Annotated in this window: 15 protein-coding genes; 2 read left to right on the forward strand and 13 right to left on the reverse strand. The window is 62.0% G+C overall.

The features are described 5' to 3' along the window. Nucleotides 1–3 precede the first annotated feature (3 nt). The 13 genes from ACP7B3_RS04925 to leuC all read right to left on the reverse strand — a co-directional run bounded on the left by ACP7B3_RS04925 (nt 4) and on the right by leuC (nt 14,988). Nucleotides 4–561, reverse strand: coding sequence for a CvpA family protein (locus ACP7B3_RS04925; protein WP_003192538.1), 558 nt, complete (start codon nt 559–561; stop codon nt 4–6). Nucleotides 562–817: 256 nt separating this feature from the next. Further along, nucleotides 818–1,495 (reverse strand): SPOR domain-containing protein, encoded by a 678-nt coding sequence (locus ACP7B3_RS04930; RefSeq protein ID WP_426178221.1) that lies wholly within the window; start codon nt 1,493–1,495, stop codon nt 818–820. Further along, the gene (gene folC / locus ACP7B3_RS04935; RefSeq protein ID WP_426178223.1) at nt 1,479–2,786 is read right to left on the reverse strand and encodes a bifunctional tetrahydrofolate synthase/dihydrofolate synthase; all 1,308 of its coding nucleotides are present in this window, start codon (nt 2,784–2,786) and stop codon (nt 1,479–1,481) included. The genes ACP7B3_RS04930 and folC overlap by 17 nt, the downstream gene beginning before the upstream one ends. After that, nucleotides 2,783–3,703: an acetyl-CoA carboxylase, carboxyltransferase subunit beta gene (gene accD / locus ACP7B3_RS04940; RefSeq protein ID WP_426178225.1), complete on the reverse strand. Its 921-nt coding sequence runs from the start codon at nt 3,701–3,703 to the stop codon at nt 2,783–2,785. The genes folC and accD overlap by 4 nt, the downstream gene beginning before the upstream one ends. A 243-nt stretch (nt 3,704–3,946) precedes the next feature. Further along, the gene (locus tag ACP7B3_RS04945) at nt 3,947–4,579 is read right to left on the reverse strand and encodes a phosphoribosylanthranilate isomerase (protein WP_145166127.1); all 633 of its coding nucleotides are present in this window, start codon (nt 4,577–4,579) and stop codon (nt 3,947–3,949) included. Nucleotides 4,580–4,643: 64 nt separating this feature from the next. Beyond that, the gene (gene truA / locus ACP7B3_RS04950) at nt 4,644–5,468 is read right to left on the reverse strand and encodes a tRNA pseudouridine(38-40) synthase TruA (protein WP_426178641.1); all 825 of its coding nucleotides are present in this window, start codon (nt 5,466–5,468) and stop codon (nt 4,644–4,646) included. A 234-nt stretch (nt 5,469–5,702) separates the two neighbouring features. After that, nucleotides 5,703–8,297, reverse strand: coding sequence for a FimV/HubP family polar landmark protein (locus ACP7B3_RS04955; protein WP_426178227.1), 2,595 nt, complete (start codon nt 8,295–8,297; stop codon nt 5,703–5,705). Nucleotides 8,298–8,458: 161 nt separating this feature from the next. Then, nucleotides 8,459–9,469, reverse strand: coding sequence for an aspartate-semialdehyde dehydrogenase (locus ACP7B3_RS04960; RefSeq protein ID WP_426178229.1), 1,011 nt, complete (start codon nt 9,467–9,469; stop codon nt 8,459–8,461). Between the two features lie 239 nt (nt 9,470–9,708). Then, a complete protein-coding gene (asd, locus tag ACP7B3_RS04965; protein ID WP_058412147.1) occupies nt 9,709–10,821 on the reverse strand; it encodes an aspartate-semialdehyde dehydrogenase in 1,113 nt (370 codons plus the stop codon). A gap of 64 nt (nt 10,822–10,885) precedes the next feature. Continuing rightward, on the reverse strand, nt 10,886–11,968 hold the full coding sequence (leuB, locus tag ACP7B3_RS04970; RefSeq protein WP_021491199.1) for a 3-isopropylmalate dehydrogenase: 1,083 nt from the start codon (nt 11,966–11,968) through the stop codon (nt 10,886–10,888). A gap of 52 nt (nt 11,969–12,020) precedes the next feature. After that, on the reverse strand, nt 12,021–12,785 hold the full coding sequence (locus tag ACP7B3_RS04975; RefSeq protein ID WP_426178232.1) for a class I SAM-dependent methyltransferase: 765 nt from the start codon (nt 12,783–12,785) through the stop codon (nt 12,021–12,023). A gap of 129 nt (nt 12,786–12,914) precedes the next feature. Beyond that, nucleotides 12,915–13,559 (reverse strand): 3-isopropylmalate dehydratase small subunit, encoded by a 645-nt coding sequence (gene leuD / locus ACP7B3_RS04980; RefSeq protein WP_094953214.1) that lies wholly within the window; start codon nt 13,557–13,559, stop codon nt 12,915–12,917. A 10-nt stretch (nt 13,560–13,569) separates the two neighbouring features. Then, complete coding sequence (leuC, locus tag ACP7B3_RS04985) at nt 13,570–14,988, reverse strand: 3-isopropylmalate dehydratase large subunit (RefSeq protein WP_145166122.1); 1,419 nt, start codon at nt 14,986–14,988, stop codon at nt 13,570–13,572. Nucleotides 14,989–15,135: 147 nt separating this feature from the next. Here leuC and ACP7B3_RS04990 point away from each other — a divergent pair, with 147 nt between their 5' ends. Beyond that, nucleotides 15,136–16,026 carry a LysR family transcriptional regulator gene (locus tag ACP7B3_RS04990; protein WP_145166121.1) on the forward strand — a complete coding sequence of 297 codons (891 nt, stop codon included), beginning with the start codon at nt 15,136–15,138 and terminating at the stop codon, nt 16,024–16,026. Between the two features lie 65 nt (nt 16,027–16,091). After that, a complete protein-coding gene (locus tag ACP7B3_RS04995; RefSeq protein WP_145166120.1) occupies nt 16,092–19,370 on the forward strand; it encodes an EAL domain-containing protein in 3,279 nt (1,092 codons plus the stop codon). Nucleotides 19,371–19,372: the final 2 nt, after the last annotated feature.

Genomic DNA, 19,372 nt, shown 5'->3' on the forward strand with positions numbered 1-19,372 from the left:
TGCTTACTGAGGCGTTTTGGCCGGCAAGAGGTGTTCCTTGAACGGAAGATCAGCGGGTACGCTGATTCCGCTGGCCAGCCACTGACTGCTCCACCCCAGAATGAGGTTCTTGGACCAATCTGCAACCAATAGAAATTTTGGCACGAGTACCGACTCCTGCCACCACGAATCCTGCTGTACCGGCCCCAGGCTCAACAGCCCGACCGCCACGACCACCAGCAACGCGCCACGCGCAGCGCCGAAGGCCATGCCGAGAAATCGATCGGTCCCGGAGAGGCCGGTGACACGTATCAACTCGCCAATAAGATAATTGACCATTGCCCCCACCAGCAGCGTGGCGATGAACATGATGGCGCAGCCCGCGATGACGCGAGCCGAAGGTGTCTCGATGTAACCGGCCAGGTAAACCGACAATGAACCACCGAACATCCAGGCTACGACTCCTGCGATGATCCAGGTCAGCAACGACAGTGCTTCTTTTACGAAGCCGCGGCTTAGACTGATCAAAGCGGAGATGGCGACGATTGCAACGATCGCCCAATCAACCCAGGTAAATGGCACAGTGCAGCCTACGTACGGATAAGGCGGCGCATTTTAGCAGAGCGCCGGGCTGTCGGTAAGCTGTGATTGCGGGTGCGTTGCAAATCAATGGGTTGAGTAGGGCGAAGGCCCCTTCAGGACCACCAAATACAATGTGGGAGGGGGCTTGCCCCCGATAGCGATGGGTCATTATCAGAGAGGCTGACTGACCTACCGCCATCGGGGGCAAGCCCCCTCCCACATTGAGTGCATTCCAAGCTGAAACGGGGGGGTGAAATCAGCCGCGCTCAGGCTGAAAACGCACCACAAAGCCATTCAGGTTCTGCTGGCGACCCAGCAAGTCGCGCAGACGATCGGCCTCGGCGCGCTCGATCAGCGGCCCGATAAACACGCGATTCTTGCCATCGGCACTGCGGATATAGGCGTTGTAGCCCTGAGCACGCAGCTTTTTCTGCAAGGCTTCGGCGCTCTCGCGATTGGCCAGGCTGGCGAGCTGGATCGACCAAGTGATCGGCAGGCCATTGGGATCGATACGGCTTTGACCAACGTCCGGCTTGCCCGGCGCGGCAGGTTGCGGCGCAACCGGCTTGGGCGCTGGTGCCGGCGCGGCCGGCTTGGCGGCAACCGCAGGCGCTGCCGGAGCGGGCGCAGCTGCGGGTGCGGGCTTGACCACTGGCACGCTCGGCTGCACCGGCATGCTCGGCGCCTGCTGCGTAGCCACATCCGCATCACTCGGCACAGACTCCTCAGGCAACGCCTGCGGCTCGGGCACCACCACCGGCTCGACCTGAACTTGCGGTACCGTCGGCGCCTGGGGCGCAGCCGGCGCCTCAACGACTACCTGGCGCTGCTCGTCCTGACGCGAAAACAGCATCGGCAGAAAAATCACCGCCAACGCCACCAGCACCAGGGCTCCAACCATTCGCTGCTTGTATGCGCTATCCAGTAATGCCATGTGCAGCTTCCTCCGTGGAGCGCCGGGCCAACCACTCTAGCGCCTCGGCAACACAATAAAATGATCCGAACAACAGAATCTCGTCCTCGGCCGTTGCCACCGCACACTGCGCTTCAAGCGCAGCGGTGACGCTTGCATACGACGCCACTGGCGCACCAAGGTTCTGCAAGGCCGTTTCCAATTCAGCGGCCGGCCGACTGCGCGGCGTATCCAGCGGCGCAACTGCCCAAGCCTGGACATTGTCCAACAACGGCGCAACCACGCCGCCCAGGTCTTTGTCAGCCAACAGCCCGAACACCGCCAGGCGGCGACCCACCGGCGGCGTACGCGACAGGCGTTGTGCCAGGTACTCGGCGGCATGCGGGTTGTGCCCCACATCCAGCAGCAGGTTCAGGCGCTTGCCCTCCCACTCGAAGGTGCGACGATCCAGGCGCCCGACCACCCGAGTGGCCAGCAATGTCGCGGCAATCTGCTCGGCATGCCACGGCAAATCCAGCAGCAGGTAAGCCTGCAACGCCAGCGCAGCGTTTTCCATCGGCAGGTTCAGCAGCGGCAGATCATGCAGCTCTACCACCTGGCCGCGCGCATCACGCCCACGCCATTGCCAATGTTGAGCACCGATGTCGAGATTGAATTCGCGGCCGCGCAGGTAAAACGGGCAATCCAGCTCGCGCACCTTGTCGAGCAAGGGTTGCGGCGGGTCCAGATCACCACACAGGGCAGGCTTGCCCTGGCGGAAGATCCCGGCCTTTTCATAGGCGACCGACTCGCGGGTATTGCCCAAGTAGTCGGCATGGTCGACGCCAATGCTGGTGACCAGCGCCAGGTCGGCATCCACCACGTTGACCGTGTCCAGACGCCCACCCAGGCCGACTTCGAGAACCACCACATCCAATTGCGCACGCTCGAACAGCCAGAACGCCGCCAGGGTGCCCATTTCGAAGTAGGTCAGGGAAATTTCGCCGCGCCCGGCATCCAATGCGGCGAAGGCCTCGCAGAGCTGCTCATCAGTGGCTTCGACGCCATTGAGTTGCACCCGCTCGTTGTAACGCAGCAGGTGCGGGGAATTGTAGACGCCGACTTTCAGCCCTTGGGCTTGCAGCAGCGCCGCGACAAAGGCACAGGTAGAGCCTTTGCCGTTGGTGCCGGTCACCGTGATCACACGCGGTGCCGGCTGGCCCAACCCGAGGCGGGCCGCTACCTGTTGCGAGCGCTCCAGGCCCATGTCGATGGCTGACGGATGCAACTGCTCAAGGTAGGCGAGCCATTCGCCCAGGGTCCGTTGGGTCATAGGTTTGCAGGCACCGGCGGTACAACGATCGGTTCGACTTTAGGCGCGATGTACACAGGCGTCGGCAGGCCCATCATTTGCGCCAGCAGGTTACCCAGGCGTGGACGCAGCTCGCCACGGGCGATGATCATGTCAATCGCGCCGTGCTCCAGCAGGAACTCGCTGCGCTGGAAACCTTCCGGCAGTTTTTCGCGAACGGTCTGCTCGATCACGCGCGGGCCGGCAAAGCCGATCAGGGCCTTGGGTTCGCCGACAATCACGTCACCCAGCATCGCCAGGCTGGCGGAAACACCACCATAAACCGGGTCAGTCAGCACAGAGATGAACGGAATGCCTTCTTCACGCAGACGCGCCAGTACCGCGGAGGTCTTGGCCATTTGCATCAGGGAAATCAGCGCTTCCTGCATGCGCGCGCCACCGGAGGCGGCGAAGCAGATCATCGGGCAACGGTTTTCCAGGGCGTAGTTGGCGGCACGTACGAAACGCTCACCGACGATGGCGCCCATGGAGCCGCCCATGAAGGAAAACTCAAACGCAGACACCACCACCGGCATGCCCAGCAACTTGCCACTGACGGAAATCAGCGCATCTTTTTCACCGGTCTGCTTTTGCGCGGCGGTGAGGCGATCCTTGTACTTCTTGCCGTCGCGGAACTTGAGACGGTCAACCGGCTCCAGGTCTGCGCCCAGCTCGGCACGGCCATCGGCGTCGAGGAAAATGTCGATGCGGGCGCGGGCGCCGATACGCATGTGGTGGTTGCACTTGGGGCAAACGTCCAGGGTCTTTTCCAGCTCCGGGCGGTAGAGCACCGCGTCGCAGGATGGGCACTTGTGCCACAGACCTTCAGGAACCGAGCTTTTCTTCACCTCGGAACGCATGATCGAAGGGATCAGTTTGTCTACTAACCAGTTGCTCATGCTTTCTTTCTCCAGTACCGGTGGCTTGAACACAGCCCCGCGTATGCCCTTGAGCTAAATTCATATGTGGCGATGACACAGGCTGGACGGGGTCAGACGTTCGACCAGCCACTTCCTGCCTGTATCCTCAGCCTTCCAGACAACCTGCAGCGCGGGTTGCCACTACATTTCCGGGCCTCCCGCAGGCGGCGCCGATGCTGTTTTACACAGTGGTAGTTATGGACGGCGGCAGACTGCGAGCCGTCACATCACACCATTGCTGTTGCGCACCGCTTGCATGAATGCGCGAATCTTGTGGTGATCCTTGATGCCCTTGCCCTGCTCCACCCCACCGCTGACGTCGACGGCGTACGGCCGAACCTGCTCGATGGCGGCCCCGACATTCGCGGGGTTTAGCCCGCCGGCCAGGATAATCGGCTTGCTCAGCCCCTCGGGAATCAGCGTCCAGTCGAATGCTTCGCCCGTACCGCCCGGCACGCCTTCGACATAGGTATCCAACAGAATGCCACGAGCGCCAGTATAGGCAGCGCACGCGGCGGCGATGTCATCCCCGGCCTTGACGCGCAGCGCCTTGATATACGGACGCTGGTAGCTTTCACACTCGTCGGGGCTTTCGTCGCCGTGAAACTGCAGCATGTCCAGCTGCACGGCATCCAGGGTTTCGTTGAGCTCGCAGCGACTGGCGTTGACGAACAAGCCAACGGTGGTCACGAACGGCGGCAACGCGGCGATGATTGCACGCGCCTGCAACACATTCACCGCCCGTGGGCTCCTGGCATAAAACACGAAACCGATGGCATCCGCCCCCGCCTCGACTGCCGCCAGCGCGTCTTCTATGCGGGTGATCCCGCAAATCTTGCTGCGAACGGCTGACATGTCGTAGAAACCTCAGGGGTTGAGCCGAGAAAGTCCCGGATGGTAACAAAAGCTATTCCGGGCGTCAGCCGCCAAGTTCGCTGAAACCTGTGAGGAAGTGTGGCCCGATGAAACGATCCGGCAATTCGAACTCGTCGCGGTACTCCACGTCCACCAGATACAGGCCAAAGGGATGCGCCGTCACCCCACCTGTGCGGCGGATACGACTTTCCAGCACTTCTTTGGCCCACTCCACCGGGCGCTCGCCGGTGCCGATGGTCATCAACACGCCTGCAATATTGCGCACCATATGGTGCAGGAAGGCGCCGGCGCGGATATCCAGCACGATCATCTTGCCGTGACGGGTCACCCGCAGGTGATGGACTTCCTTGATCGGCGACTTGGCCTGGCACTGGCCGGCACGGAACGCGCTGAAATCATGCACACCGACCAAATGCTGCGCGGCCTCGGCCATGCGCTCGGCGTCCAGCGGGCGATGGTTCCAGGTTATTTCCTGGTTGAGGTGCGCCGGACGGATCTGGTCGTTGTAGATCACGTAGCGATAACGCCGGGCAATCGCCTTGAAGCGCGCATGAAAATGCGCAGGCATGACCTTGGCCCAGGTGACGCTGACGTCATGGGGCAAATTGATATTGGCGCCCATCACCCACGCTTTCATCGTGCGCTCGGCCTGGGTGTCAAAGTGCACCACCTGGCCACAGGCGTGCACACCGGCGTCGGTTCGCCCGGCGCACATCAGCGACACCGGCGAGTCGGCGACCTTGGACAAGGCGTGTTCGAGGGTTTCCTGCACCGTCAGCACACCCGAGGCCTGGCGCTGCCAGCCGCGATAGCGTGAGCCTTTGTATTCCACGCCCAGGGCGATGCGGTTAAAGCCTGCGGCCGCCATTTCGGCGGCCGCGTTATCTATATTTGCCAAGAACTGAGAGCCCGATGAGTTGCGCAAAGGCGGCCATTATAAAGGCGGCGCACGCATGAGGGGCGCTTTTGTTGCGAGGCCACACGCCAAACCAACTGTGGGAGCGGGCTTGTTCGCGAATGCAACGTGCCGGTCGCTCAATCAGCTAACCGGCACGTCACCCTCGCGAGCAAGCCTGCCCCCACACTGGTGTTACACCACCCTTCAGATTTTGCCGAGCATTTCCTTGGCTTCACCGCGCTGGGCTTCGTCGCCCTCAGTCAGCACTTCGGACAGGATGTCGCGCGCGCCGTCGGCATCGCCCATGTCGATGTACGCCTGGGCCAGGTCGAGCTTGGTGGCCACCTCATCGGTGCCAGAGAGGAAATCGAACTCCGGCTCATCAGCGCCCAACGCCGCATCTTCAGCGGTAAAGGAAGGCTCGATCGGCGGATGCTCGAGGCTCTGGGACAGGCGATCGAGCTCCGCGTTGACATCGTCCAGCTCGGACGTGAAGGCATCCGGCTTGGCGGCCGGCGGCGCTTGCGGTTCGTCAGCCAGGGACAGGTCGAAGTCTTCCGGCAGGTCGAAATCATCCAGTGCGGCAGGGGTAAGGGTCGGCGGCTCAACGGCCGGCACATCCTTCATCTGGTCTTCAAGGCCCGAGAGGAAGTCATCGTCCGATTGCGTGGACGACGGCGCGTCCAGCTGCAGGTCCAGATCGAAGTCCGACATATCATCCGGGGCAGGCTTGGCTTGCGTCTGGCGCTGCAGGACCGACTCGAAACTCGACTCATCCTTGGGGCTGACCACGGCCGGCGAAGCGGCTTCCAGATCGTCCAGGCTCAAGTCGAAATCCGTATCGAACGCGTCGGGTTCCGGGGCCGGTGCTGCCGGTTTGTCTTCGAGCAGGTTCTTCACGTATTGAGCGTCCAGCGCCGCCGCGGCCACCGCAGCACTGACGCCCGCGGCCAACACGGCCATGGCCGGGAAGCGACTCTTGAGCTGCTCGACCTGGGCGTGGTTTTCGCCCGTGGCCACCAGTTGACGCTCTTGCGTGACGAAGCCGTCCTTGTCGCTCTGCAGACCGTAGACTTCCATCAGCTTCAAACGCAGGTCACTGCGCTTGGGCTCGCGCTTGATCGCCTGCTCCAACACATCGGCGGCCTGATTCAGGTGACCACGGTCGATGTGGGATTGAGCTTGTGCCAGCGCATCGCTGGAGTTTACCGGGGCCACGGCGACCGCCAACGGCGCCAGCACGGAAGCCACGCTCGGCACCACCACAGGCTCAACCACGGGGGCAGGCGCTGGCGCGGCAGCCAGCTTGACGTTCGGCGGCGGCACTTCCAGGCCTTCGAAGCTGTCCGGTGGCAGGTCGTGATCCACACTCGGCGAGAACTGTGGCTCTTCAGCCAGCGCCCGCGCCATACGCAGGTGCTTTTCCTCTTCGAGGCGGGCATTGCGGTGACGGGCCCACAGCAGCAGGAGCAACAACACCAGCAAGCCGGCAGCACCGCCGATGACCCCGAGGACAATCGGGTTGGTCAGCAGATCGTTGAATTTACCTTCGGTGGTGCTCGCCGGCGCGGCATCCGGCTTGATCGGCTCGGGCGTGGCCACCACGGCAGCCGGCGTCGCATCGGGTGCCGGCGCTGCCGCCGCAGTGGCCGCAGGCTCGCCTGGCAGCTGCGCGGGGATGGCTGCTGTCGTGGGCGCAGTGCCCGGCACTGCCGGGTTACCGCCCTGAGCCTGCAACTTGGCCAGTTGATCGTTTTTCAGTTGAATCAGCTTTTGCAGCTTGTCCAGCTGGCTTTGCAGGTCGGCTGCGCGGCTTTTCAGCTCGGCATTGTCGCGGCGCGTGGTGTCCAGCTCTTCCTGGGTCATCGCCAGCTTGTCGCTCAACGCACGACCGTCAGCGGCCCTGCCCTTTGCACCTTTCTTGGCGGACTCGGCCGACACCAGGCTCAAATTGTCCTTGGCGTTGGTGCTCGCGGGCGCATCGCCTGCCTGGGTGCGCCGAGTGGCGTCGAGTTGCTGCTTGCCGGCGGCCTGATTATTGGCCGTGCGACGCCCCTGGCGCCAGGCGGCATTTTGCGCAGTGACTTCGGCAATCGCCTCCGGCTGCGGCAAGCTGGTGGCTTGCTGGCGATCCGGAAGACGCAGCACCTGGCCGGTTTTCAGGCGGTTGATATTGCCGTCGATGAAAGCATCAGGGTTGAGCGCCTGGATCGCCAGCATGGTTTGCTGGACCGATGCGCCGTTACGGTTCTTCGCGGCAATTTCCCACAAGGTATCGCGAGAAGTCGTAGTGTGCTGCGCAGCTTTGCTGACTGGGGGCGCCGTATTGGCAGGTGCCGACTGGGTCGGCGCACTCAAGCGCGGTGCAGGAGCGCTGGCGGTCGGTGCCGGCTGCTCGAACTTGGCCGGGTCGAGCAGCACACTGTAGTCGCGCATCAGGCGGCCGTTGGGCCATTGCACTTGAAGCAGAAAACGTACATAGGAATCAGGCAGCGGCTTGCTGGAGGTGACGCGCACCACACTGCGGCCATTGGGGTTGATCACCGGGGTAAATGTCAGGTCATTCAAAAACGCCTGGCGATCCACGCCGGCGTCCACGAACGCCTGGTCAGACGCCAGGCTCGGGGTGATCTCGGAGGCGGTGAGGCCGCCGACGTCGAGCAATTCGATTTCCACCGCCAACGGCTGGTTCAACTTCGACTTGAGGGTCATCTCCCCAAGCTGCAGCGCCTGCGCCATACCGGAAGACAGCGCCGAGGCGGCCGCTATTGCTAACACCAGTTTGCGAACTTGAACCATAGCCTCATCCTTTGTTTGAACACTCCCCGGCCTGCGAGAAGGTTGGTAACCGCTGCCATAAGGCATGGCGAGCCGATAGGTTACCGACGCGCTTCTGTTTCGCTTGGGGCCAAGCATAGCGCCTGGCTAGAATCAATCTACAAATTGCCGCCAAGTATCTTTTACACAAGGCCTTTTATCAACAACTGCGCCAGCTGCACGGCGTTCAGTGCCGCGCCCTTGCGTACGTTATCTGACGTCAGCCACAGATTTAGTTCCGCCGGGTCGTCAACGCCCGCACGCACTCGTCCAACGTAGACCACATCCTGGCCGACCGCATCCCCAACGGCCGTAGGGTAGTCGCCCTCTTCCACCAGCTCGATCCCCGGCGCTGCCTCCAGTGCACGGTTGACAGCGGCCAGGTCGACCGGCGCGCCCAACTGCAATGACACTGTCAGGCTATCGCCAAAAAACACCGGGGCTTGAACGCAGGTTGCGGAAATCTTTAGCAGAGGTGTTTCCAGCACGGCGCGCAGTTCGTGTACGAGGCGTTTCTCCAGGGCTGTATGACCTTGGGCGTCAGGCGTGCCGACTTGCGCCAGCAGGTTGAAGGCCATCTGCCGATCAAAGAACTTCGGCTCCAGCGGGCGCACGTTCAGCAGCTCGGCGGTCTGGCGGGCCAGCTCGCTGACGGCCTCGCGGCCCTGGGCCGAAACGGCCAGGTTGGCAGTGATGCTGACGCGCTGGATATCCAGCACGCCGCGCAACGGCGCCAGAACCACCGCCAGGTTAGTGGCGGACGGACTCGGGCTGCCGAGCTGGAAGGGCTTTTTCAGGCCCTTGAGAATATGCGCGTTGGCTTCCGGCACGACCTGAGGTGCCTGGTCGGCCGGCAAGGCGCCGGAGAGGTCGATCACCGAGCAACCAGCCGCCGTGGCGCGTGGTGCGAAACTCAGGGTCACCGCCGGGCCTGCCGCGAAGAAGGCCAGCTGGGCTTTTTTGAAGTCGAACTCATCAACTTCCTTGACCCGCACGTTTTTGCCGCGAAACGGCACCGAGGCGCCGGCCGAGTTGCTGCCCGCCAGCAGATACAGGGTGCCTACCGGAAAATCCAGTTCTTCGAGAATCTGCACCAGGGTTTCACCCACGGTGCCGGTTGCACCGATCACGGCGATTTCAAAGGTCTGGGTCATGGTGGCTGCCTCGGGCGTTGCGGGGGGAGCGGCACTTTACCGGGTGGTGGGGAGTGAGGCAATTGGGCTGGGCCCTGGGGTGAGGCTGATGGCCCCATCGCGGGCAAGCCCGGCTCCCACATTTTGATTTGTGAACACAGTCAAATGTGGGAGCTGGCTTGCCTGCGATGAGGCCCTCAAGAGCAATAAAAAACCCGCGCCTGTCACCAGAACGCGGGTTTCTCACTCACCAGCAGCGATCAACGCTCCAGCAAAATCCGCAGCATGCGACGCAGCGGTTCAGCCGCGCCCCACAGCAGTTGGTCACCGACGGTGAACGCGCCCAGGTACTGAGTACCCATGTTCAGCTTGCGCAGACGGCCAACCGGTACATTCAGGGTGCCGGTGACCTTGGTTGGGCTCAGCTCCTGCATGCTGATGTCGCGGTTGTTCGGCACCAGCTTGACCCATGGGTTGTGCTGGCTGATCAGCCCTTCGATATCGGCGATCGGCACGTCTTTGTTCAGCTTGATGGTCAGCGCCTGGCTGTGGCAGCGCATGGCGCCGATGCGCACGCAGATGCCGTCCACCGGGATCGGGTTCTTGAAGCGACCGAGGATCTTGTTGGTCTCAGCCTGGGCCTTCCACTCTTCGCGGCTCTGGCCGTTCGGCAGTTCCTTGTCGATCCACGGGATCAGGCTACCGGCCAATGGCACGCCGAAGTTCTCGGTCGGGTAGGCATCGCTGCGCATGGCTTCGGCCACACGGCGGTCGATGTCGAGGATCGCGCTGGCAGGGTCGGCCAGTTGATCAGCCACAGCGGCGTGGGTGGCGCCCATTTGCTTGATCAGCTCGCGCATGTTCTGCGCACCGGCGCCGGAGGCCGCCTGATAGGTCATGGCGCTCATCCACTCGACCAGGCCAGCTTCGAACAAGCCGCCCAGGCCCATCAGCATCAGGCTGACGGTGCAGTTGCCGCCCACGTAGTTCTTGGTGCCAGCGTCCAGCTGCTGGTCAATCACCTTGCGGTTCACCGGGTCGAGGATGATCACGGCGTCGTCCTGCATGCGCAGGCTCGAGGCGGCGTCAATCCAGTAACCCTGCCAGCCGGCTTCGCGCAGCTTGGGGAAGACTTCGCTGGTGTAGTCGCCACCCTGGCAGGTCAAAATCACGTCGAGGGTTTTGAGCTCTTCAATGCTGTAGGCGTCTTTGAGCGGAGCAATATCCTTGCCCACGGACGGCCCTTGGCCACCCACGTTCGACGTGGTGAAAAACACCGGCTCAATAAGATCGAAATCCTGCTCTTCCAGCATCCGCTGCATGAGCACGGAACCGACCATACCGCGCCAACCGATCAGACCTACACGTTTCATCGCAACTACACCTTGTTAAAAAGTGGGCCGCCTTTCAGCAACAACTGCAAGCGGGCCCGAGAGATTACAGATTCCGCAGCGCGGCGACTACTGCGTCGCCCATTTCTTGCGTCCCAACCTTGGTGCAACCCTGCGACCAGATGTCGCCGGTGCGCAAACCCTGGTCCAGCACAAGGCTCACAGCCTTCTCGATCGCATCCGCCGCTTCACTCAGGTTGAAGCTGTAACGCAGCATCATCGACACCGACAAGATGGTCGCCAACGGGTTGGCAATGCCTTGGCCTGCAATATCCGGCGCCGAACCGTGGCACGGCTCGTACATGCCTTTATTGTTGGTGTCCAGGGACGCCGACGGCAGCATGCCGATGGAACCGGTGAGCATCGACGCCTGGTCGGACAGGATGTCGCCGAACAGGTTGTCGGTGACGATCACATCGAACTGCTTGGGTGCACGCACCAGCTGCATGGCGGCATTGTCGACGTACATGTGGCTCAGTTCGACGTCCGGGTAGTCCTTGGCCACTTCTTCGACGATTTCGCGCCACAGTTGGCTGGAGGCCAGTACGTTGGCTTTATCCACCGAGCAGACCTTCTTGCCGCGCACGCGGGCCATGTCGAAACCGACACGGGCGATACGGCGGATCTCGCTCTCGCTGTACGGCAGCGTGTCGTAGGCCTGACGCTCGCCATTTTCCAACTCACGCACGCCGCGTGGCGAGCCGAAGTAGATACCGCCGGTCAGCTCGCGCACGATCAGGATGTCCAGGCCCGCCACCACTTCCGGCTTGAGGCTCGACGCATCGGCCAGCTGCGGGTACAGAATCGCCGGACGCAGGTTGCCGAACAGGCCCAGTTGCGCGCGAATCTTCAGCAGGCCGCGCTCCGGGCGGATATCACGTTCGATTTTGTCCCACTTCGGGCCGCCCACGGCGCCGAGCAGTACGGCGTCGGCAGCACGGGCGCGGTCCAGGGTTTCGTCAGCCAGGGGCACGCCGTGCTTGTCGATGGCGGCGCCGCCGATCACGTCGTGGCTCAATTCGAAGCCCAGGCTGTACTTGCTGTTGGCCAATTCCAGGACTTTGACCGCTTCGGCCATGATTTCCGGACCAATACCGTCGCCAGGAAGAATCAGAATCTGCTTGCTCATGCGTTCCTCGTTTCATCAAGCGACCCGCCCGTGGGCAGGTCGGGAAAATTAATCAGCGTTCGGCAAACACCACCAGCACGTCGGTGCTGAAGGTGCCGTCGGCTTGAATCTCGTAGTAATCACGCACTTCCTGGCCCATCGCCTGCTGCAACTCGAGGATCGCGGCGCGCAATACCTCGGGCGTACGCATGCGCTCCACCCACGAGGAGTATTCCAGGCGCAGGCGCTGACGGCTGCTGTTGCGGACGTGCAAGCCGGCTTCGCTGAGCTGGCGCATCCATTCGGCGGCGGAGTAATCGCGCACGTGACTGGTATCGCGCAGCACTTCGACGGTTTGCAGGTAAGTGTCCAACAGCGGGCTGCCCGGTGACAAGACATCGACAAATGCCGCGATGCCGCCAGGCTTGAGCACCCGACGCACTTCGCGAAAGGCCAGGCCAGAGTCGCTCCAGTGGTGGGCCGAGTAACGGCTGAACACGAAGTCGAACTCGCCATCGGCAAATGGCAGGCGCTCGGCGGCGCCATGCACGGTGCGGATGTTGTTCAAGCCACGGTCCACGGCCGCGGCGGCGACCACGTCGAGCATTTGCTGGGACAGATCGTAGGCCACCACTTCTTTAACCAGCGGCGCAACGTGAAAGCTCACATGCCCGGCACCGCAGCCCAGGTCCAGCAGTCGTGCGGCGCCCTGCCCGGCCAGTTCGGCCTGCAGCAGTGCGAATTCGCTGCCTTGAGCGTGCACGGCACTGCTCAGGTAGGCCGAGGCCTGTTCGCCGAATTGTTTTTGCACGACTTGGGTGTGGGCGGTGTTGGTCATGGTGGCTTTCCTTGGGTTTTGGGGTGGTTGTACGGCCGCTATCGCAGGCAAGCCAGCTCCCACTGTTGGAATGCATTCCAAGGTGGGAGTCGGGCTTGCCCGCGATGGGGCCCGCACGGTTACCGCAAATCAGGCATCGCGAAACAACCAGGGCTGGCTCGCCCGGTGCTTGGTTTCAAACGCGGCAATCGCATCGCCGTCCTGCAAGGTCAGGCCGATATCGTCCAGGCCATTGATCAGGCAGTGCTTACGGAACGCATCGACTTCAAAGTGATAGACCTTGCCGTCCGGACGGGTCACGGTCTGCGCGGCCAGGTCAACGGTCAGTTGGTAGCCAACATCGGCTTCGACCTGCTTGAACAGCTCGTCCACTTCGGCGTCGCTCAAGATGATCGGCAGCAAGCCGTTCTTGAAGCTGTTGTTGAAGAAGATGTCGGCGTAGCTCGGCGCGATGATGCTGCGAAAGCCATATTCTTCCAGGGCCCACGGCGCGTGTTCACGGCTGGAGCCGCAACCGAAGTTCTCGCGGGCCAGCAATACGCTGGCGCCTTGGTAACGCTCGGCGTTGAGCACAAAATCCTTGTTCAACGGGCGCTTGGAGTTGTCCTGGTAGGCGTAGCCCACGTCCAGGTAGCGCCACTCATCGAACAGGTTCGGGCCAAAACCGGTGCGCTTGATCGATTTCAAGAACTGCTTGGGAATGATCTGGTCGGTGTCGACGTTGGCACGGTCCAACGGCGCGACAAGACCGGTGTGTTGGGTAAAAGCTCTCATCGGGTATTCCTCAGATCAATTCGCGAACGTCGATGAAACGACCGTTGACGGCAGCGGCGGCGGCCATGGCCGGGCTGACCAGGTGGGTACGCCCACCGGCGCCCTGACGCCCTTCGAAGTTACGGTTGGAGGTGGACGCGCAATGCTCGCCCGACTCCAAACGGTCCGGGTTCATCGCCAGGCACATGGAGCAGCCCGGCTCGCGCCATTCAAAACCGGCCTCAAGGAAGATCTTGTCCAGGCCCTCGGCTTCGGCTTGCGCTTTGACCAGGCCCGAACCTGGCACCACGATGGCTTGCTTGATGGTCGAGGCCACTTTGCGGCCTTTGGCGATCACCGCCGCAGCGCGCAGGTCTTCGATCCGCGAGTTGGTGCAGGAACCGATAAACACGCGGTCCAACTGGATGTCGGTAATCGCCTGGTTGGCTTTCAAGCCCATGTACTTCAAGGCGCGCTCGATGGAGCCACGCTTGACCAGGTCGGTTTCCTTGGCCGGGTCCGGCACGTTCTGGTCGACGGCCAGGACCATTTCCGGCGAGGTGCCCCAGCTGACTTGCGGCTTGATCTGGGCTGCGTCGAGTTCGACCACGGTGTCAAACACCGCGTCGGCGTCGGAGACCAAGTCTTTCCAGGCTTCGACCGCTGCGTCCCAATCGGCACCTTGCGGGGCGAAGGGGCGGCCTTTGACGTATTCGACGGTTTTTTCGTCCGCCGCGACCATGCCGACACGGGCACCGGCTTCGATAGACATGTTGCAGATGGTCATGCGGCCTTCGATGGACAGGTCGCGAATCGCGCTGCCGGCGAACTCGATGGCATGGCCGTTACCGCCGGCGGTGCCGATCTTGCCAATCACGGCGAGCACGATGTCCTTGGCGGTCACGCCGAACGGCAAGGTGCCTTCGACTTTAACCAACATGTTCTTCATCTTTTTGGCGACCAGGCACTGGGTGGCGAACACATGTTCAACCTCGGAGGTGCCGATGCCATGGGCCAGAGCGCCGAACGCGCCGTGGGTGGAGGTGTGGGAGTCACCGCAGACCACGGTCATGCCCGGCAAGGTGGCGCCCTGCTCCGGGCCGATCACGTGCACGATGCCCTGACGCACGTCATTCATCTTGAATTCGGTGATGCCATATTCATCGCAATAGTCGTCGAGGGTTTGCACCTGCAACCGCGACACCTGGTCGGCAATGGCCTCGATGCCGCCCTTGCGCTCCGGGGTGGTCGGTACGTTGTGGTCCGGGGTGGCGATGATCGAGTCGACGCGCCAAGGCTTGCGCCCGGCCAGCCGCAGGCCTTCGAACGCTTGGGGCGAGGTCACTTCATGGATGATGTGACGGTCGATATAGATCAGCGACGAGCCATCGTCGCGCCGTTTCACTTCATGGGAATCCCAAAGCTTGTCGTAAAGCGTTTTGCCGGCCATCAGTCGGTCCTCATCATCGGTCTTTCTATGCCCCGGGCCTTGAGACATTCAATAACCCTTTGGCTTGTGAGGCTGATGGTATGGCGCTACATTAAATAACTCAAATTCATATTTTTTATGCTTTGGATTACCAACTGGAATACCTCAATGGACTTGGCCAACCTTAATGCCTTTATTGCCATCGCCGAGACCGGCAGCTTCTCCGGCGCCGGTGAACGCCTGCACCTGACCCAACCGGCCATCAGCAAGCGCATCGCCGGGCTGGAACAACAATTAAAGGTACGTTTATTCGACCGCCTGGGCCGCGAAGTCGGCCTGACCGAGGCCGGGCGCGCCCTGCTGCCACGTGCTTATCAGATTCTCAATGTGCTGGACGACACCCGCCGCGCGCTCACCAACCTGACCGGCGAAGTCAGCGGCCGCCTGACGTTGGCCACCAGCCACCACATCGGCCTGCACCGCCTGCCACCGATTTTGCGCACCTTTACCCGCGAGTACCCGAATGTGGCGCTGGATATTCAGTTCCTCGATTCGGAAGTGGCCTACGAGGAAATCCTCCATGGCCGCGCTGAGGTGGCCGTCATCACCCTGGCGCCCGATCCGCACAACCTGGTACGCGCCACACCGGTGTGGGACGACCCGCTGGATTTCGTGGTGGCGCCCGAGCACAGCCTGACCGCCAATGGCACGGTCAACCTGGCCGATATCGCCAAACACCCGGCGGTCTTCCCCGGTGGCAACACCTTTACCCACCATATTGTCAGCCGCTTGTTCGAAGCCCAGGGCCTGACGCCGAATATCGCCATGAGCACCAACTACCTGGAAACCATCAAGATGATGGTGTCCATCGGCCTGGCCTGGAGCGTGTTGCCGCGCACCATGCTTGATGAACAGGTGGCAAGTATCGCTTTGCCGGGCATACAGCTCAGTCGCCAGCTAGGCTATATCGTGCACACCGAAAGGACGCTGTCGAACGCTGCGCGGGCTTTCATGAGCCTATTGGATGCACAGGTCGATCTGCCAGGGATACCGGCATGAAGCTGTGCGGCCTCAAGGTCTGAATAAACCGCGCCGAACGCCCATTGAGCCAAGGCCCTTTGATAATGCGCAACCCCGTCGATTCCGTGCCACCCCTGCCCCGCATTTACGCCCTGGACCCTCAAGAGGCGGAACAAAGCTGGGACAGCGCCCCGCAGTTGCTGGCAGCCCTCAATGCTGCCCGCCTGGGCGCGTGGTGCTGGGAAATCGACACCGGCAGGATCAGTTGGTCACGCGGCACCCAGGCGCTGTTCGGCTACGACCCGCGCCAACCGCTGCCCAAAGACCTGGATTACCTGGATCTGCTCGCGCCGTCGGACCGCGCGCGCGTGGTGCGGGCCTTTCACGCCGTGCTGGCGGGCGAGCCGTTTGAGCAGGCCATGCACCACCACATCCAGTGGCCGGATGGCAGCCATCACTGGCTGGAAATCAACGGCAGCCTGGCACCGGACAAGACCGGCCGGCGCCGCATGATCGGCGTGATCCGCGAAACCACTCGCCAGCGCGAGCGCGAGCACGCCCTTATCCACTCGGAAAAACGCTTCGCCACGCTGTTTCATCTGTGCCCCAATATGGTCCTGCTGACCCGCCAGGCCGACGGCCTGATCAGCGAAGCCAACCAGTATTTCGAGATGCTCTTCGGCTGGCCCGTGGCCCAGGCCATCGGCCGCACCACGCTGGACCTGGGCCTGTGGCGTGACCCGCAACAGCGTGCGCTGCTGGTCAGGGCCACCCAACGCAAGGGCGAACCCATCAGCATGGAAGTGCAGTTCTGCGCCAGCAATGGCCAGATCCACGACGGCACCTTGAGCGCACAAAAAGTCGAGCTGGAGGGTGAGGCCTACCTGATCAGCACGTTTGTCGACACCACCGAACGCAAAAACGCCGAACAGGCGCTCAAGGACAGCCAGGAGCGTCTCGACCTGGCCCTGGATTCGGCACAGCTGGGCACCTGGGACTGGCATATCCCCAGCGGCATGCTCTATGGCTCGGCCCGCGCGGCGCAACTGCACGGTCTGGAGGCGTTGCCATTTCACGAACCTTTCGATGCGTTTTTTGAAGGCATGTCCGATGAAGAACGCGAGGGCATGCGCAACGCCTATCGCAGCCTGCGCGAAGGCCCGGGCGGCAACTACCAGTTGACCTACCGCGTCCAGATGGAGGACGGCAGCGCTCGTTACCTGGAGAGCCGCGCGCGGCTGTATCGCGACGAATCGGGCAAACCGTTGCGCATGGCCGGCACCTTGCTGGATATCACCGACCAGGTGGAACGCGAGCAGCGCATCACCGCCTCCGAAGAAAAGTTCGCCAGCCTGTTCCAGGCCAGCCCCGACCCGATCTGCGTGACCTACCTGGACAGCGGCGCTTTTATCGAAATCAACCCCGCGTTTACGCAGACCTTTGGCTGGACCGCCGCCGAGGTGCTCGACAAAAGCGCCGACCAGATCGGGCTGTGGGATGACTCGAGCAAGCGCCTGCAACGTATAGAGCGGGTGATTCGCGAGCAGTCATTAAACAATGTCGCCATTGGGGTGCATCACAAAAATGGCCAAAGCCTCACCTGCGTGATTTCCAGCCGCTTGATCAAGGTCGGCGACCAACCCTGCATCGTCACGACCCTGCGCGATATCACCCAGCAACAACGCTCCGAGGCCGCCCTTAAGGCCAGCGAAGAAAAATTCGCCAAGGCCTTCCATTCAAGCCCCGACGCCATCTCCATCACCGAACGTGACACCGGCCGTTATGTGGAGGTCAATGACGGCTTCTGCCGCCTCACCGGCTACCGCGCCGAGGAAGCCATCGGCCTGACGCTGTATCAGATCGGCATCTGGGCTGATGAGAATCAGCGTGCGGCGCTGCTGGCCGAACTGCAGATCAAGGGCCGAATTCATCACCTGGAAATGCTTTGGCACAACAAGCGTGGCGAATTATTGGCCGTGGAGGTGTCGGTCGAACCGATCACCCTCAATGAAACGCCGTGCCTGCTGCTGACGGCGCGGGACGTGAGCCTGCTGAAAAACGCCCAGGCGCAGATCCGTCACCTGGCCTATCACGACCCGCTGACCAACCTGCCCAATCGTGCGTTGCTGATGGACCGCCTGAGCCAGCAGATCGCCCTGCTCAAACGCCATAATCTGCGGGGCGCGCTGCTGTTTCTCGACCTCGATCATTTCAAGCACATCAACGATTCCCTCGGCCACCCGGTGGGCGACACCGTGCTGAAAATCGTCACCGCGCGCCTCGAAGCCAGCGTGCGCATGGAAGATACGGTGGCGCGCCTGGGCGGCGATGAGTTCGTGGTGTTGCTCAGCGGCCTGGAAGGTACACGCGTGGAAGTCAGCGCTCAGGTACAGGAACTGGCGGACACCCTGCGCGAATTGCTCTCGGAACCGATGTTCCTCGACGGCCATCGCCTGCAGGTCACGCCGAGCATTGGCGTGGCGCTGATCCCCGACCACGGCTCGACACCCGCAGACCTGCTCAAGCGTGCCGACATTGCGCTGTATCGGGCCAAGGATTCAGGACGCAACACCACGCAGATGTTTCATAACAGCATGCAGAAAACCGCCAGTGAACGCCTGCGCATGGAGACCGACCTGCGTCTGGCGCTGTCACGCGGTGAGTTCAGCGTGCATTACCAGCCTCAAGTGGATGCGCGCGGCAACCGTATCATCGGTGCCGAAGCGCTGGTGCGCTGGCAGCACCCGCAACTGGGAGCGCAGTCACCCACCGAATTTATCAAAGTGCTGGAAGACAGCGGCCTGATCCTGGAAGTCGGCACCTGGATTCTTGATGAAGCCTGCGGCGCCTTTGCCCAATTGATCGCCGACGGCCTGGTGGACCCGTTGAATTTCAGCCTGTGCGTGAATATAAGCCCGCGCCAGTTTCGCCAGAACGACTTCGTGGAGCGGGTGGAGCGCTGCCTCAAGCAGCATCACCTGCCGTATAGCCTGCTGAAACTGGAAATCACCGAAGGCATCGTGATCCAGAACCTGGATGACACCGTGGCCAAGATGCGCCGCCTGAAAAAACTCGGCGTAAGTTTTGCCATGGATGACTTCGGCACCGGCTATTCGTCGCTGACCTACCTCAAGCGCCTGCCGGTGGATGCGTTGAAGATCGATCAGTCCTTTGTGCGCGACGCCACCCACGACCCCAACGATGCCGAAATCATCCGCGCCATCGTCGCCATGGCGCGCAGCTTGAACCTGGAAGTGATCGCCGAGGGCGTGGAAACCCCGGAACAACTGGCATTCCTGCAAAAGCTGGGCTGCCATTTGTTCCAGGGGTATTTACACAGCCGGCCTCTGCCCATCGAGGCGTTCAGGAAGCTATTGGTGTGACC

This window comes from Pseudomonas sp. TWRC1-2, from assembly GCF_049896685.1.
GTDB lineage: Bacteria > Pseudomonadota > Gammaproteobacteria > Pseudomonadales > Pseudomonadaceae > Aquipseudomonas.